The sequence below is a fragment of the Microbacterium protaetiae genome, assembly GCF_004135285.1.
Classification (GTDB): Bacteria; Actinomycetota; Actinomycetes; order Actinomycetales; family Microbacteriaceae; genus Microbacterium; species Microbacterium protaetiae.
The window spans coordinates 317,839-333,801 of sequence record NZ_CP035494.1 but is presented as its reverse complement, the minus strand read 5'-3'; the positions used below and the strand labels follow the sequence as shown (position 1 = coordinate 333,801).

Below are 15,963 nucleotides of genomic sequence, written 5' to 3'. Positions count from 1 at the left end.
TCATGAAAATCGCGATCCTCTCCCGCGCGCCGCAGTCGTATTCGACGCAGCGGCTGCGTACCGCCGCCGCGCAGCGCGGACACCAGGTCAAGGTGCTCAACACGTTGCGGTTCGCGATCGACCTCGCCAGCTCAGAACCCGACCTGTGGTTCCGCGGTCGTCCGCTCAGCGACTACGACGCGGTGCTGCCGCGCATCGGCAACTCGATCACCTACTTCGGCACCGCGGTGGTGCGCCAGTTCGAGCAGATGGACGTGTACACGCCCAACACCGCGAACGGCATCGCCAACGCGCGCGACAAGCTGCGGGCGAACCAGATCCTCTCGCGGCACAACATCGCCTTGCCGCCGACGGCCTTCGTGCGAAACCGCGCCGACGTGCGGCCCGCCATCGAGCGGGTCGGTGGAGCGCCGGTCGTGATCAAGCTGCTCGAGGGCACGCAGGGGATCGGGGTGATCCTCGCCCCGCAGGTCAAGGTCGCCGAGGCGATCATCGAGACGTTGCATTCGACGAAGCAGAACGTGCTCATCCAGAAGTTCATCGCCGAGAGCCGGGGCCGTGACATCCGCGCTCTGGTCGTCGGCGACCGCGTCGTGGCTGCGATGCGGCGGGTGGCAGGCGGCGACGAGTTCCGCTCGAATGTGCACCGTGGCGGCACCGTCGAGCCCGTGACGCTCGACCCGGCCTTCGAAGAGGCCGCCGTGCGCAGCGCGCAGATCATGGGGTTGCGGGTGGCCGGCGTCGACATGCTCGAAAGTGAAGACGGCCCGCTGGTCATGGAAGTCAACTCGTCACCGGGGCTGCAAGGCATCGAGACGGCGACGAAACTGGATGTCGCGGGCGCGATCATCGACTTCATGGCCAATCAGGTCGGATTTCCCGAGATCGATGTGCGCCAGCGGCTCACGGTCTCGACCGGGTACGGCGTCGCGGAGTTGCTCGTGCACGCCGATGCCGGACTGGTCGGACAGAACCTCGGCGAGTCGGGCCTGTGGGAGCGCGACATCACCGTGCTCACGCTGCATCGCGGGGCCACCGTGATCCCGAACCCGCGCAAGGGCGTCGTGCTCGAAGTGGGCGACCGGCTGCTGTGCTTCGGCAAGCTCGAAGAGATGCGCTCGATGATCCCCGAGCGCAGACGGCGGCGTCAACGCGTGCGCCGGCTGCCACGCGAGCCGATCCCCGAGTCCTGAGCAGCATCCCTTCTGCGCCCCTTTTTCACCGGCGCATCCCACCCACGCGGCCCTGCCCGCCCCTAGGCTGGACCCGTGGCGCAGAGCATCTTCATCACGTCGGCAGAAGGCCATTCCGGCAAGTCCACGATCGCTCTCGGGGTGCTCGACGCGCTCAGTCACGCGACCGGGCGTGTGGGCGTTTTTCGATCGATTGCGCGGTCGACCGCCGAACGCGACTACGTGCTCGAGATGCTGCTCGAACACGACGGGGTCGAGCTCGACTATGACGAATGCATCGGGGTGACCTACGACGATGTGCGCGCCGACCCCGAGGCGGCGCTGGGAGTGATCGTCGAGCGGTACAAGTCGGTCGAGACGCAATGCGATGCCGTGGTCATTCTCGGCAGCGATTTCACCGATGTGGGCAGCCCGGCCGAACTGGGCTACAACGCCCGCATCGCTGCGAATCTCGGCGCGCCGGTGCTATTGGTCCTGGGTGGCCGCTCGCAGGAGGGGCTGGGCGAGCAGCTCGGCAAGACGCAGGCGCGCACGCCCGCACAGATGGGACAGATCGCCGCTCTCGCCCTCGCCGAACTGGCGCACGGGCGGGCAGAACTGTTCGCGGTGGTCGCCAACCGCACCGACCCCGACGCACTGGTCGAGACGATCGCCGAGGTGAAGGCGGTGGTGGATGCCTCGGCTCTGCGCGACGGCATCCCGGTGTGGGCTCTTCCCGAGGATCGCTTCTTGGTCGCCCCGTCGATGCGCGGCGTGATGCGCTCGCTGGATGCGACCCTGCTCAAGGGCGATCCCGAACTGCTCACCCGCGAGGTGCTCGATGTCGTGGTCGCCGGGATGTCGATGGACAACGTGCTGCCACGGTTGGAAGACAGCGCCGTCGTCGTGGTCGCCGCCGATCGCACCGATGTGTTGCTGGCGACACTGCTGGCCAACGCGTCGGGCACGTTCCCGTCGCTGGCGGGCATCGCGCTGAACGGGCCCTTTCCGCTGCCCGAGGCCATCGACCGGCTGATCGACGGGCTCGGCTCGTCGCTGCCGATCATCAGCACCGAATACGGCACGTATGAGACGGCGCTGCGCATCATGCGCACCCGCGGCCGCCTGGCCGCCGACTCGCAGCGCCGTTATGACACGGCGCTGGCGATGTTCGAGCAGCACGTCGACGTCGACGAGCTCACGCGCGCGCTGGGCCTGGCCCGTTCCACGGCGGTCACCCCGCTGATGTTCGGCTATGAGCTCGTCGAGCGCGCCCGTGCCGACCGCAAGCGCATCGTGCTGCCCGAAGGTGACGATGACCGCGTGCTGCGGGCCGCGGCAACCGTCTTGGCACGCGGCATCGCCGATGTCACGATCCTGGGCGACCCCGACGCCGTCCGCGGCCGCGCGACCGAACTGGGAATCGACATCGGGTCCGCCGACATTCTGAGCCCGTTCGACGCCGCGCACGTCGACCGGTTCGCACGGGAGTACGAGCGGCTGCGCGCCCACAAGGGCATGACGTACGCACGCGCCGCCGACACGGTGACCGACGTCTCGTACTTCGGCACGCTCATGGTGCATCTGGGGCTGGCCGACGGGATGGTCTCGGGCGCTGCCCACACGACCGCGCACACGATCCGGCCCGCGTTCGAGATCATCAAGACCAAGCCGGGTGTCTCGGTCGTCTCCAGCGTCTTTCTCATGGCGCTCGCCGACCGAGTGCTGGTGTACGGCGACTGCGCGGTGATCCCCGACCCGTCCAGCGAGCAGCTGGCCGACATCGCCATCTCGTCTGCGGCCACGGCCGCGCAGTTCGGCATCGACCCGAGAGTGGCGATGCTGTCGTACTCCACGGGAGAGTCGGGTGCCGGCGAAGACGTCGAGAAGGTGCGAGCCGCCACCGCCCTCGTGCGCGAACGTGCCCCGCAGCTGCTGGTCGAGGGGCCGATCCAGTACGACGCGGCCGCCGATGCCGCCGTCGCCGCCGCCAAGATGCCGGGCTCGCAGGTCGCGGGCCGTGCAACGGTGTTCATCTTTCCCGACCTGAACACCGGCAACAACACCTACAAGGCCGTGCAGCGCTCGGCCGGCGCTGTGGCCATCGGCCCGGTGCTGCAGGGTCTGAACAAACCGATCAACGACCTGTCGCGCGGCGCGCTGGTCGACGACATCGTCAACACCATCGCCATCACCGCCATCCAGGCTCAGGGCGAGGCATCCACCACCACGGGGGAATCCGCATGAGCATCGTCCTCGTCGTCAACAGCGGTTCGAGTTCGTTCAAGTATCAGCTGCTGGACATGGCGCGTGAGGGCGTGCTCGCCTCGGGGCTGGTCGAGCGCATCGGGCAGCAGAGCGGCCGCTGCCGGCACACCGTGCATGCCGTACCGGGCGAGCCCGGCCAGGGCGTGCCCACGATGCTCGATGCCACCTACGAGCGCGAGCTGCCGATTCCCGATCACTTCGCCGGCTTCGCGGCGATGCTCGAAGACTTCGCCGCGCACGGACCGAGTCTCGACGAGAATCCGCCCGACGCGGTGGGGCACCGGGTCGTGCACGGAGGTGCGCGGTTCTTCGAGCCGACTCTGATCACGCCGCTCGTCGAGATCAACATCGAAGAGCTCTCGGTGCTCGCGCCGCTGCACAACCCGGCGAATCTGGCGGGGATCGTCGCCGCCAAGCGCGCATTCCCGGACGTGCCGCATGTGGCGGTGTTCGACACCGCGTTCCATCAGACCCTCGCGCCCGACGCCTACACCTACGCGATCGACGCCGAACTGGCCGCCCACCACCGCATCCGCCGTTACGGGTTCCACGGAACCTCGCACAAGTTCGTGAGCGAGGCGGCCGCGGCGTTCGTGAACCGGCCGTACGCACAGCTGAAGCAGATCGTCTTCCATCTCGGCAACGGCGCATCCGTCACCGCCGTGGATGGCGGGCGGTCGGTCGAAACGTCGATGGGGTTCACGCCGCTGGAAGGGCTGGTGATGGGAACACGCTCGGGTGATGTCGACCCGGCGGCGCTGTTCCAGCTCGCCCGCCGTGCCGGTCTGGGCATCGATGAGCTCGACGACCTGCTCAACAAGCGCAGTGGACTGAAGGGACTGTCGGGCTTCTCGGACATGCGCGATGTGCAAGCCGGTCGTGCCCGCGGCGATGCCGCAGCCACGCTCGCATTCGACGTCTACGTGCATCGCCTGCGCGCGTACGCCGGTTCGTACCTCGCACAGCTCGATGGTGCCGACATCATCTCGTTCACCGCCGGAGTGGGCGAGAACTCGCCCGAGGTGCGCGCGGCGGCGCTGTCGACGCTCGGCTTCGCGGGTGTGCAGATCGATGCCGAGCGTAACGAGGCGGCAGACCGCGGCATCCGGGTCATCTCCACGGACGACTCAGCCGTCACAGTTCTCGTCGTGCCCACCAACGAGGAACTCGAGATCGCCCGGCAGACGCTGGTGGCCGCGAGGGCCTGAGGCATCTCCTGCCGCGGTGGGGCCTCAGCCCGGCGCCGGCGTCGTTACGCTGGGGAGAGCGGGTCCGCCCGCCGACGAAGGGACATGGGGTGGCCGAGCAGATCGATCTGACCGCGTACGACGCCGTGCTGTTCGACCTCGACGGCGTGCTGACCCCCACCGCCGAGGTGCACATGCACGCCTGGCAGAGTCTTTTCGACGAGCTGTTCGCCGCGTGGAAGATCACCCCCGCCTACACCGACCGCGATTACTACGAGCACGTCGACGGCAAGAAACGCTACGACGGAGTGGCCGCGGTGCTGCGCAGCCGCTCGGTCGAGGTGCGCTGGGGCGATCCGGCCGACCCGCCCACCGCCGACACCGTCTGCGGAATCGGCAATCGCAAGAACGGGTATTTCGAAGCGGCGCTGCGCGCCGACGGCATCGCGCCCTACCCCGGGTCGCTGCGAGTCCTCGACCTGCTGCGCGAGGCGGGCACGCCGGTGGCGGTCGTCTCCAGTTCGAAGAACGCCGACGAGGTGCTGGGCGTGGCCGGTATCCGCGATCGGTTCGTGGTCGTCGTCGACGGCGTCACCGCCGAGCGCGCCGCGCTGGCCTCCAAGCCCGCGCCCGACATGTTCCTTGCCGCGGCACGGATGCTGCAGGTCGAGCCGTCACGCGCGGCCGCGGTCGAAGACGCCCTCAGCGGCGTGCGATCGGCCGCCGCCGGCGGGTTCGGTCTCGTCATCGGCGTCGACCGCGGAGTGGGCGCAGAGGCGCTGTGGCAGGCCGGCGCCGATCTCGTGGTCGACGATCTGGCCGAACTGGTCGAAACACGTCCGCACGGTTCCTAGACTCGTGAGGTCGTACCTTTTTCAGACAGGACCCGAATGATCAATCGCGACCGCTTTCCCGTCGACCCGTGGCGGCTGATCGAGACCGAATTCGACCTCGACGACGCCGGTGTCACCGAGTCGCTGTTCGCCGTGGGCAACGGCTACCTCGGCATGCGCGGCAATCACCCCGAGGGGCGTCATGCGCACGAGCAGGGCACCTTCATCAACGGTTTCCACGAGACGTTCCCCATCCGCCATGCCGAGCAGGCCTACGGCTTCGCCGAAGTCGGCCAGGCGATCATCAACGCCCCCGACGCCAAGGTCATGCGCGTCTACGTCGATGACGAGCCGCTCACCTTCGGATTGGCCGATGTGCGCGAGTACGAGCGCGTGCTCGACATGCGTGACGGCGTGCTGCGCCGCAGCATCCTCTGGGTCACTCCCAGCGGCAAGCGGGTGCGTGTCGATTTCGAGCGGATGGTCTCGTTCGAAGAGCGGCATCTGGCGATCATGACCGTCGACGTGACCGTCGAGAACGCCGATGCCCCGGTCACGATCAGCTGCCAGATAGTGAACCGTCAAGACGGCGAAGACGTCTATGGCGGCACGCCGATCGCCCCGCGCCGCGCCGGCTTCGACCCGCGCCGAACCGAACGATTCGCCGAGCGGGTGCTGCTGCCCGAGCAGTACTGGCAGGACAAGCTGCGCTCGGTGCTCAGCTACACGGTCGCCCACTCGCGGATGACGCTCGCGGTCGCGGCCGACCACATCATCGAGACCGAGAACCCGTACACGCTGCGCACGTTGGTCGAACCCGACATCGCCAAGAACGTGTTCCGCGTGCAGGCCAAGGCAGGTGTGCCGATCCGGGTCGTCAAGCTGGCGAGCTATCACACCTCCGCCAGCGGAGTTCCCGCTCGTGAGCTCGTCGATCGCTGCCGCCGCACGCTCGATCGGGCGGTGAGCGTGGATCTGGCCACGCAGTTCGCGCGCCAGCGTTCATGGATGGATTCCTTCTGGGAGCGCTCCGACGTGCGCATCGGCGGGCGCGACGATCTGCAGCAGGCCGTGCGCTGGAACCTTTTCCAACTCGCGCAGGCGGCATCGCGCTCCGATGAGCTGGGGATCCCCGCCAAGGGTGTGACCGGATCGGGATACAGCGGTCATTACTTCTGGGACACCGAGATATACATCCTGCCGTTCCTGGCCTACACCACCCCGCAGTGGGCGCTGAACGCGTTGCGGATGCGCTCGCTCATGCTGCCGGCCGCCCGGCGCCGCGCGCACCAGATGACCGAGGCCGGAGCCCTCTACCCGTGGCGCACGATCAGCGGAGAAGAGGCATCCGCCTACTACGCCGCCGGAACGGCGCAGTACCACATCAACGCCGACATCGCCTACGCGCTGGCCAAGTACGTGCGGGCGACCGGCGACCTCGACTTCCTCTGGCGCGAAGGTGTCGACGTCGCGGTCGAGACGGCGCGGCTCTGGGCGACCCTGGGGTTCTGGCGTGCGCACGACGGGGCTGAGGAGTTCCACATCCACGGCGTGACCGGGCCCGACGAGTACACGACGGTGGTCAACGACAACCTTTTCACCAACGTGATGGCGCGATTCAACCTGCGTTTCGCGGCGCGCACAGTGCGGGCGATGGCCGAGCGCGACGGCGAGGTCTATCGCCGCATGGTGGCGCGGCTGAGTCTCGATCCTGCCGAGCCGGATGCCTGGGAGCGGGCGGCCGATGCGATGCACATTCCGTACAGCTCACAGTTGGGCATCCATCCACAAGATGAGGTGTTCCTCGAGAAGGAGGTCTGGGATCTCGAGAACACGCCGCCCGAGAAGCGTCCGCTCCTGCTGCACTTCCACCCCCTGGTGATCTATCGCTATCAGGTGCTCAAGCAGGCCGATGTGGTGCTGGCGCTGTTCCTGCAGGGCAATCACTTCACCCCCGAAGAGAAACTCGCCGACTTCGAGTACTACGACCCGCTGACCACCGGCGACTCCACGTTGTCGGCGGTGGTGCAGTCGGTCCTGGCCGCTGAGGTGGGCTATCAGTCGCTGGCGCACGATTACTTCGAGCACGCCTTGTTCGTCGACCTCGAAGACCTGCATCGCAACGCCGCCGACGGTGTGCACGTGGCCTCGGCCGGCGGCGTGTGGACGGCGCTGGTGTCGGGCTTCGGTGGCATGCGCGACTACCTCGGCGAGCTCATCTTCGATCCGCGGCTGCCCAAGGAATGGGACGACCTCGAGTACGTCATCCACTGGCGGGGCACCCCGTTGCGCATCCGACTCGAGCGTGAGCGCATGACGGTGCGCGCAGGCGCCGGCGCGCCGGTGTCGTTCGAGGTGCGCGGAACGGGATACACCGTCGAGCCCGGTGGCGAGGTCGTGGTGGCGTTGGCCGATCAGGGACCGGATGTCGCGGGCCGGCCGACGCTGCGGGAACTGATCGGCGAGCGTCGCGAAGACGGCACGCTGCTCTCGGCCTCGGTGCCCACCACATTCACCACGACCATCCCGGTGATCACCGACAGCGTTCCCACGATCGATACGGCGCACTGAGCGCCGTCGTGGGCCGGCGGCGGATGCCGCAGCGCGGCGGCACTGTCCGGGTGTCGGACGCACGCCGTAGGCTGGAGCGGTGACCACAGCTCTGTACCGCCGCTACCGGCCCGAGACGTTCGCGGAGATGATCGGGCAATCCCAGGTCACCGATCCGCTGATGACCGCTCTGCGCGCCGACCGGGTCGGTCACGCCTATCTGTTCTCGGGTCCGCGCGGCTGTGGCAAGACCACCTCGGCGCGCATTCTCGCCCGCTGCCTGAACTGTGCCGCGGGGCCCACCGACACGCCGTGCGGAACCTGTGACAGCTGCATCGAGCTGGGCCGCGGGGGCGGGGGCTCGCTCGATGTCGTCGAGATCGACGCGGCCAGCCACAACGGCGTCGATGACGCACGCGATCTGCGCGAGCGGGCCGTGTTCGCCCCGGCGCGCGACAGGTTCAAGATCTTCATCCTCGACGAAGCGCACATGGTCACCCCGCAAGGGTTCAACGCGCTGCTCAAGCTCGTCGAAGAGCCGCCCGACCACGTCAAGTTCATCTTCGCGACCACCGAGCCCGAGAAGGTCATCGGCACTATCCGCTCGCGCACCCATCACTACCCGTTCCGGCTGGTGGCGCCCGCGGCCATGCTCGAGTACGTCGAGCAGCTGTGCGGGCAAGAGGGCGTGCAGGTCGAAGCCGGTGTGCTGCCGCTGGTCGTCCGGGCCGGCGGCGGCTCTCCGCGTGACACCCTGTCGGTGCTCGACCAGCTCATCGCCGGGTCAGAAGAGGCGACGGTCACCTACGCCCGCGCCGTGGCGCTGCTCGGCTACACCCCCGCAGAGCTGTTGGACGAGGTCGTCGGGGCGTTTGCGAGCCAGGATGCCGCAGCCGCCTTCTCTGCGGTCGACCGCGTGGTGCAAACCGGTCAAGATCCGCGTCGCTTCGTCGACGATCTGCTCGAGCGCTTGCGCGACCTTATCGTCGTGGCCGCCACCGGCGAGGGCGCGACAGCGGTGCTGCGCGGCGTGCCCTCTGATGAGCTCGCGCGCATGTCGCAGCAGGCGACTGCCTTCGGCGCCGAGCGACTCTCGCGCATCGCCGACATCGTGGTCTCGGCGCTCGACGAGATGAGCGGCGCCACCTCACCGCGGCTGCAACTCGAGCTGATGATCGCGCGAGTGCTCGCGCACGGTGGGGGAGCGGTCACCGCATCTGCGCCCGCTCCGGTCGCCGCGGCAGCAGAGCGCGTCGACACGGCCCCTCCTCCGCCCCACGGCCCCGCCCCGGTCGCCCCCGCAGCGGAACGAGCCCCGGTCGCCCCCGCAGCAGAGCGCGTCGACACGGCCCCCGATCCCACCCCGACGCCCGCCCCGGTCGCCGCCCCAGCAGCAGAGCGCGTCGGCACGACCCCGCCGGCACAGCGCGTCGACACGACCCCGCCGGCACAGCGCGTCGACACGACCCCGGCGGCACCCGAACCCGACGCGCCCGTGACACTTGATCGCGTGCAGGCGGCCTGGCCCGACATCCTGGCCCGTCTCGAGTCGGTGAGTCGCTCTTCATGGCTGGTGGCCACCACCGCGACGGTCGCGGGCTTCGCCGACGACGTGCTCACGCTGAACTTCGCCAGCGCCGCTGACGTGGGCAAGTTCAAGAAGCTCCAGGCAGGAGCCGGGCCGAGCGAAGACCTGCGCCAGGCGATCCAGGCCGTGCTCGGCATCCGCGTCAAGTACATCGCCCGTCACGGCGGCGGCGCCCCGTCTCCGCGACAGGCCGACCCCGGTGACATCCCCCCGCCCGACGACGACCCCGATCCGGCCGGCCCGCCGCCGGCCGCGCCCGCATCCTCCGTCGCGCCCGCACCGGCCACGACCCGCCCAGCTGCCACGCCGGTCACAGACTGGGCGGTTGCGGCGATCCCGTCCGACCCCGACCAGCCACCGGGCGCCGACCAGCTCGCCGTCGACGACGACCCCGAAGACGCCACGTCGCTGCGTGTGACGACACTGGCGCCGCCGCGCGAGGGTGATGTGCTCCCGGCATCCGTCGTCGCTCCTGCCCCCGAACCCGATGACGACGGCGACGACGCCGACGAGTTCGACGCGCCCGAGGCGGCTGTGCCCGTCGTCGCGGCGCCGATCGCGCCGACGGCATCCATTCGCGATGACGGAATCGAGCGCGTCGGCGAAGCCGTCGTCCGCCAGGTGCTGGGTGCCCGCTTCGTCCGTGAAGAGCCCTACGAGTCAGCCACGAGGTTCCACTAGCCCATGTACGACGGCATCGTCCAGGACCTGATCGACGAATTCGGCCGCCTTCCCGGCATCGGCCCGAAGTCGGCGCAGCGCATTGCGTTCCACATTCTGCAGACCCCCGGCTTCGACGTCTCCAAGCTCTCGCAGCTGCTGGGCGAAGTGCGCGAGAAAGTGCGCTTCTGCGAGATCTGCGGCAACGTGACCGAGCACGACCGCTGCGCGATCTGCCGCGATCCGCGGCGCAACCAGACGCTCATCTGCGTCGTCGAAGACGCCAAAGACGTCGCCGCGATCGAGCGCACGCGCGAGTTCCGTGGCCTCTACCACGTGCTCGGCGGCGCCATCAGCCCGATCGCAGGAATCGGCCCCGACGACCTGCGCATCGCCCAGCTGATGCAGCGTCTGGCCGACGGCACGGTGCAAGAGGTCATCCTCGCGACCAACCCGAACCTCGAAGGCGAAGCCACCGCGACGTATCTGTCGCGCCTGCTGCACTCGCTGCAGATCTCTGTGACGAGGCTGGCATCGGGGCTGCCGGTGGGCGGCGACCTCGAATACGCCGACGAAGTGACCCTCGGTCGCGCCTTCGAAGGTCGGCGGTCCGTGTGACAATGCACGAGTGAGTGCAAAGGGCTGGTGGCTGTTCGCCGCCATGGCCGTCCTGTGGGGTGTGCCATACCTGTTCATCAGCGAGGCGGTCGCGTCGTTCTCGCCCGCCGCGGTCGTCAGCGGGCGCACCCTGGGCGGCGCCGTGATCCTGTTGCCCATCGCACTGCACCGCAGAGCCCTCGGTCCCGCGCTGCGCCGCTGGCCCTGGGTTCTGGCGTTCGGAGCGATCGAGATGGGCGGCCCGTTCTTTCTTCTCAGCGACGCCGAGCGCACCATCCCGTCGGGACTGACCGGGCTGCTCGTGTCGACCGTGCCGCTCTGGGCGGTGGTGATCGGCTTCTCCATCGGCACGCATCGCAGCGTGAGCCCGTGGCGGATCATCGGCCTGCTCGTCGGCTTCGGCGGCGTGGCGGTGGTCGTCGGTGGGCAGGGAATGGCGGTCACCGATGCGGCATCCACCTTCGTCGCGGTGGGTGAGGTGCTGCTGACCGCCCTGTTGTACGCCATCGCGCCGTTCATCGTCTCGGCCAAGCTCAGCGATGTGCCCTCGCTCGGCCCGATCTCACTGGCACTGGTGGCCGTCGGTCTCGTCTACCTGCCTTTCGCGCTCCTCACTCAGCACGAGGTGCCGGCACCGCGCAGCATCGTGGCGCTCGCGGCGTTGGCGGTGCTGTGCACCGCCGTCGCGTTCGTCGCCTTCTTCGCACTCATCGGCGAGGTGGGGCCGGTGACCGCGCCGCTGTTCACCTATGTGAACCCGATCGTCGCGATAGCGCTGGGCATCATCATCCTGGGTGAACCGCTGTCACCGTGGCTGCTGCTCGGTTTCCCGCTGGTTCTGGCGGGATGCTGGCTGGCCGCCACTGGCGGAAGGTGGCGCCCCGCGGCAGCTCCGCAACCGGTGAGTGCGGCCGGCGCCGGCGCCCTTGACGACGTCACACGGTCGGCTCGCGAGTCGGCCGATCCGTAAGATGGGATGTCGGGCGCGGCATCCGTGCCCGTGAAACGCAGTACGGGAGTGGGTTCGTGGCGCTGATCGTCCAGAAGTACGGCGGATCGTCGGTCGCCGATGCCGAGAGCATCAAGCGGGTGGCCAAACGCATCGTCGACACGCGCCGTGCCGGACACGATGTGGTCGTCGCTGTCAGCGCGATGGGCGACACCACCGACGAGCTGCTCGAACTGGCCTCAGAGGTAGCGCCGATCCCTGCGCCGCGTGAACTGGACATGCTGCTCTCCAGTGGGGAGCGCATCTCGATGGCGCTGCTGGCCATGGCGATCCACTCGATGGGATTCGAGGCGCGGTCGTTCACCGGAAGCCAGGCCGGCATGATCACCGACGCCCACCACGGTGCCGCGCGCATCGTCGATGTCACGCCCATTCGCCTGCGTGAGGCGCTCGACGAGGGGGCGATCGTCATCGTCGCCGGATTCCAGGGCTTCAACCGCGACACCCGCGACATCACCACGCTGGGTCGCGGCGGTTCTGACACCACCGCCGTGGCGTTGGCGGCGGCTCTCGATGCCGACGTCTGCGAGATCTACAGCGACGTCGACGGCATCTTCACGGCCGATCCGCGCGTGGTTCCCAAGGCCCGCAAACTCGAGGTGATCTCCAGCGAAGAGATGCTCGAGCTCGCCGCGAACGGCGCCAAAGTCCTCTATATTCGCGCAGTGGAATATGCCCGCCGGCACGGCGTGCTCATCCATGCGCGCTCGACGTTCAGCTCGACCGAGGGAACCCTGGTCGTCGACGAGGCGCGCCGCGAAGAGCTGTCCACCTTGTTCCCGCAGCTTCAGGGAGATCACATGGAAGAGCCCGTCGTCGCCGGCGTCGCGACCGACCTCAGCCAAGCCAAGATCACGATTCTGGGCGTACCCGACATTCCGGGCAAAGCCGCCGAGATCTTCAAGATCGTCGCCAAGTCGGGTGCCAATGTCGACATGATCGTGCAGAACATCTCGGCAGCCACGACCGGTCGCACCGACATCTCGTTCACCCTTCCCAAGTCCGATGCCGCCCTCGCGTTGCGCGCCCTCGCCGCCGAGCAGGACGACGTCGGCTTCGAGAGCCTCGTGCACGACGACCAGATCGGCAAGCTCTCGGTGGTCGGAGCCGGCATGCGCTCGAACTCGGGGGTCTCGGCGACCCTCTTCGACGCACTCAGCGCCGCCGGGATCAACATCGAGATGATCTCGACCTCAGAGATCCGCATTTCGGTGGTCCTGCGCGGTGACGATCTCGCCGAGGCGGCGCGCGCTGTGCACACCGCCTTCGGTCTCGACGGCGAGGTGGACGCCACCGTCTACGCCGGCACCGGGCGCTGACCCCACCGCGAGCGCAGCGCCGCAATATGCGCGCTCGCCCCACCCGGTCCCGGTAGAATCGGCGAAACCCCGCGACGTCGCATTCCGCCCAGCGCCTGTGCGCTGTGCGGGTGCGCTGCGCCTGTTCTTCGAGGATCGACATGACCCGTATCTCTGACTCAGGACTCTCCGTCGCCGTCGTCGGCGCCACCGGCCAGGTGGGCGCCGTGATGCGTGAGATCCTCGCCGAGCGCTCGTTCCCGATTCGCGAACTCCGACTGTTCGCAACGGCGCGCTCGGCCGGCCGCGCGGTCGAGTTCGGCGGTCAGAGCGTCATCGTCGAAGATGTCGCCACCGCCGATCCGGTAGGCATCGACATCGCGCTCTTCTCGGCCGGGGCCACCGGCAGCCGCACCCACGCACCCCGCTTCGCCGAGGCGGGCGCCGTGGTCATCGACAACTCCAGCGCCTGGCGGATGGACCCCGAGGTGCCGCTGGTCGTCAGCGAAGTGAACCCGCACGCCATCGCCCAGGCACACAAAGGCATCATCGCCAATCCCAACTGCACGACGATGGCCGCCATGCCTGTTCTGAAGCCCCTGGATGCCGCAGCCGGCCTGCAGCGGCTGATCGTCAGCACCTACCAGGCCGTCTCAGGCTCGGGTCTGGCGGGGGCCGAAGAGCTTCTGGGGCAGGCGCAGGCCGCCGTCGCGCAGAACACCATCGGCCTCGTGCACGACGGGGGAGCAGTCGACTTTCCGCAGCCGGAGAAGTACGTCGCCCCGATCGCATTCGATGTCATCCCGTTTGCGGGCAACCTCGTCGACGACGGCGACAACGAGACCGACGAAGAGAAGAAGCTGCGCAACGAGAGCCGCAAGATCCTCGAGCTGCCCGACCTGCTCGTGGCCGGCACCTGCGTGCGCGTGCCCGTTTTCACCGGGCACTCGCTGTCGATCCACGCCGAATTCACGCGCGACATCACCCCCGACCAGGCCCGTGAGATCCTCGCCGACGCGCCCGGAGTCGTGCTCGACGAGGTGCCCACTCCACTGCAGGCCGCCGGCAAAGACCCCAGCTTCGTCGGCCGCATCCGAGCCGACCAATCGGCACCCGAGGGCAAGGGCCTCGTGCTGTTCCTCAGCAACGACAACCTGCGCAAGGGAGCCGCGCTGAACGCCGTGCAGATCGCGGAACTCGTCGCCGCGCGCATCACCGCCGCGGTCTGACGCGACCGTCTGACGCGACCGGCGTGGACGAGGCATCCCACCACGCCACGTAGACTGGAGAATCGTGACTGAAACCGTCGATGTCGTACTGATCGGTGGGGGCATCATGAGTGCCACCCTGGGTGCTTTCCTCCACGAGCTGCAGCCGGACTGGAAGATCACCGCCATCGAGCGGCTCAGCGATGTCGCCGAAGAGAGCTCGAACGCTTTCAACAACGCCGGCACCGGGCACTCTGCACTGTGCGAGCTGAACTACACGCCGCAGGCAGCCGACGGCAGCATCGACATCAGCAAGGCGATCTCGATCAACGAGCAGTTCCAGCTGAGCCGGCAGTTCTGGTCGAGTCTGGTCGAGCGCGGGGTGCTCAGCGACCCCGACACGTTCATCAACACCACCCCGCACATGACGTTCGTGCGTGGTGAGAAGAACGTCGACTTCCTCAAGCGGCGGTACGAGCTTCTCAAGCAGCAGACGCTGTTCGCCGACATGGAGTACAGCGAGGACTCCCGTGTCATCAACACGTGGGCGCCGCTGCTCATGCAGGAGCGCCTGAAGGCCGACGAGCCGTTCGCCGCCACCCGCGTCAGCGGCGGCACTGACGTCGACTTCGGTTCGCTGACCCGCCAGCTGTTCGCGCAGCTGAGCGCAGACGGCGTGGAAGTGCGCACCGACACCGAGGTGCGCAATCTGAAGCGTCAGAAAGACGGCACGTGGCAGGTGAAGTACCGCCGCACGATCGGGCGGGCTCCGGGGCGCATCAACGCCCGATTCGTGTTCGTCGGTGCCGGGGGCTGGGCGCTGAAGCTGCTGCAGAAATCGGGCATCCCCGAGATCAAGGGGTACGGCTGCTTCCCGATCGGCGGGCAGTGGCTGCAGACCACCGACCCCAAGGTCGTCGCCGCCCACCACGCCAAGGTGTATTCGAAGGCCACCGTGGGTGCGCCCCCGATGTCGGTGCCGCATCTTGACACGCGCGTCGTCGACGGCGAGGCATCCGTGCTTTTCGGACCGTTCGCCACCTTCAGCCCGAAGTTCCTGAAGAACGGGTCGATGTGGGATCTCGTGACCCAAGTGCGCTTCTCGAACATCTTCAGCATGCTCAAGGTCGCCTTCACCAACTTCGATCTCATCCGCTACCTGTTCAGCGAGCTGGCCAAGAACCATCACCGCAAGGTCGACGATCTGCGGGAGCTCATGCCGTCGGCTCGGGATGAGGACTGGAAGCTGCTGCAGGCAGGCCAGCGCGCGCAGGTGATGCACCAGGGGCAGCTGAAGTTCGGCACCGAGGTGGTGGCCCATTCCGACGGCTCGATCGCGGGGCTGCTGGGCGCGTCTCCGGGGGCATCGACGGCCGTGCCGATCATGCTCACGTTGCTCAAGACGTGCTTCCCCGATCAGTTCGCGTCGTGGGAGCCGAAGATCCGCGAGCTCATCCCCACGTATGGGCAGAGCCTCAACGACCAGCCTGCGCTGGCTCTGCAGACGCTGACCGGCACAGCGCAAGACCTCAAGATCGCGCTCTGACCGCCGTCGCCTCGCCGGCGCGGCGC

The 15,963-nt window shown here is 68.2% G+C and carries 11 protein-coding genes; all 11 read left to right on the top strand.

Going from position 1 to position 15,963, the window contains the following annotated elements; all coding sequences use genetic code 11:
• Positions 1-2: 2 nt before the first annotated feature.
• The 11 genes from ET475_RS01535 (at position 3) to mqo (ending at position 15,937) form a co-directional block, all read left to right on the top strand.
• Positions 3-1,193: a RimK family alpha-L-glutamate ligase gene (locus ET475_RS01535; RefSeq protein ID WP_129385381.1), complete on the top strand. Its 1,191-nt coding sequence runs from the start codon at positions 3-5 to the stop codon at positions 1,191-1,193.
• 75 nt (positions 1,194-1,268) lie between these two features.
• Complete coding sequence (gene pta / locus ET475_RS01530; protein WP_129385379.1) at positions 1,269-3,419, top strand: phosphate acetyltransferase; 2,151 nt, start codon at positions 1,269-1,271, stop codon at positions 3,417-3,419.
• Positions 3,416-4,648 (top strand): acetate/propionate family kinase, encoded by a 1,233-nt coding sequence (locus ET475_RS01525; RefSeq protein WP_129385377.1) that lies wholly within the window; start codon positions 3,416-3,418, stop codon positions 4,646-4,648. The genes pta and ET475_RS01525 overlap by 4 nt, the downstream gene beginning before the upstream one ends.
• 89 nt (positions 4,649-4,737) lie before the next feature.
• A complete protein-coding gene (locus tag ET475_RS01520) occupies positions 4,738-5,481 on the top strand; it encodes an HAD family hydrolase (protein WP_129385374.1) in 744 nt (247 codons plus the stop codon).
• A gap of 36 nt (positions 5,482-5,517) precedes the next feature.
• Positions 5,518-8,031 carry a glycoside hydrolase family 65 protein gene (locus tag ET475_RS01515; protein WP_129385372.1) on the top strand — a complete coding sequence of 838 codons (2,514 nt, stop codon included), beginning with the start codon at positions 5,518-5,520 and terminating at the stop codon, positions 8,029-8,031.
• Between the two features lie 79 nt (positions 8,032-8,110).
• Complete coding sequence (locus ET475_RS01510) at positions 8,111-10,279, top strand: DNA polymerase III subunit gamma and tau (RefSeq protein ID WP_129385370.1); 2,169 nt, start codon at positions 8,111-8,113, stop codon at positions 10,277-10,279.
• 3 nt (positions 10,280-10,282) lie between these two features.
• Entirely contained in the window at positions 10,283-10,876 is a 594-nt protein-coding gene (gene recR / locus ET475_RS01505; protein ID WP_129385368.1) for a recombination mediator RecR, read from the top strand.
• A 10-nt stretch (positions 10,877-10,886) separates the two neighbouring features.
• Positions 10,887-11,846 (top strand): DMT family transporter, encoded by a 960-nt coding sequence (locus ET475_RS01500; RefSeq protein ID WP_242497720.1) that lies wholly within the window; start codon positions 10,887-10,889, stop codon positions 11,844-11,846.
• Positions 11,847-11,902: 56 nt separating this feature from the next.
• Complete coding sequence (locus ET475_RS01495) at positions 11,903-13,204, top strand: aspartate kinase (RefSeq protein ID WP_129385366.1); 1,302 nt, start codon at positions 11,903-11,905, stop codon at positions 13,202-13,204.
• A 140-nt stretch (positions 13,205-13,344) separates the two neighbouring features.
• Positions 13,345-14,412, top strand: coding sequence for an aspartate-semialdehyde dehydrogenase (locus tag ET475_RS01490; protein ID WP_129385364.1), 1,068 nt, complete (start codon positions 13,345-13,347; stop codon positions 14,410-14,412).
• A gap of 64 nt (positions 14,413-14,476) precedes the next feature.
• Entirely contained in the window at positions 14,477-15,937 is a 1,461-nt protein-coding gene (gene mqo / locus ET475_RS01485) for a malate dehydrogenase (quinone) (RefSeq protein WP_129385362.1), read from the top strand.
• Positions 15,938-15,963 lie beyond the last annotated feature (26 nt).

Excerpts from the sequence above, each read along its gene's own strand:
- ET475_RS01535 (WP_129385381.1), top strand. The coding sequence starts at position 3 with ATGAAAATCGCGATCCTCTCCCGCGCGCCGCAGTCGTATTCGACGCAG.
- ET475_RS01525 (WP_129385377.1), top strand. The coding sequence starts at position 3,416 with ATGAGCATCGTCCTCGTCGTCAACAGCGGTTCGAGTTCGTTCAAGTAT.
- ET475_RS01515 (WP_129385372.1), top strand. The coding sequence starts at position 5,518 with ATGATCAATCGCGACCGCTTTCCCGTCGACCCGTGGCGGCTGATCGAG.
- recR (WP_129385368.1), top strand. The coding sequence starts at position 10,283 with ATGTACGACGGCATCGTCCAGGACCTGATCGACGAATTCGGCCGCCTT.
- ET475_RS01490 (WP_129385364.1), top strand. The coding sequence starts at position 13,345 with ATGACCCGTATCTCTGACTCAGGACTCTCCGTCGCCGTCGTCGGCGCC.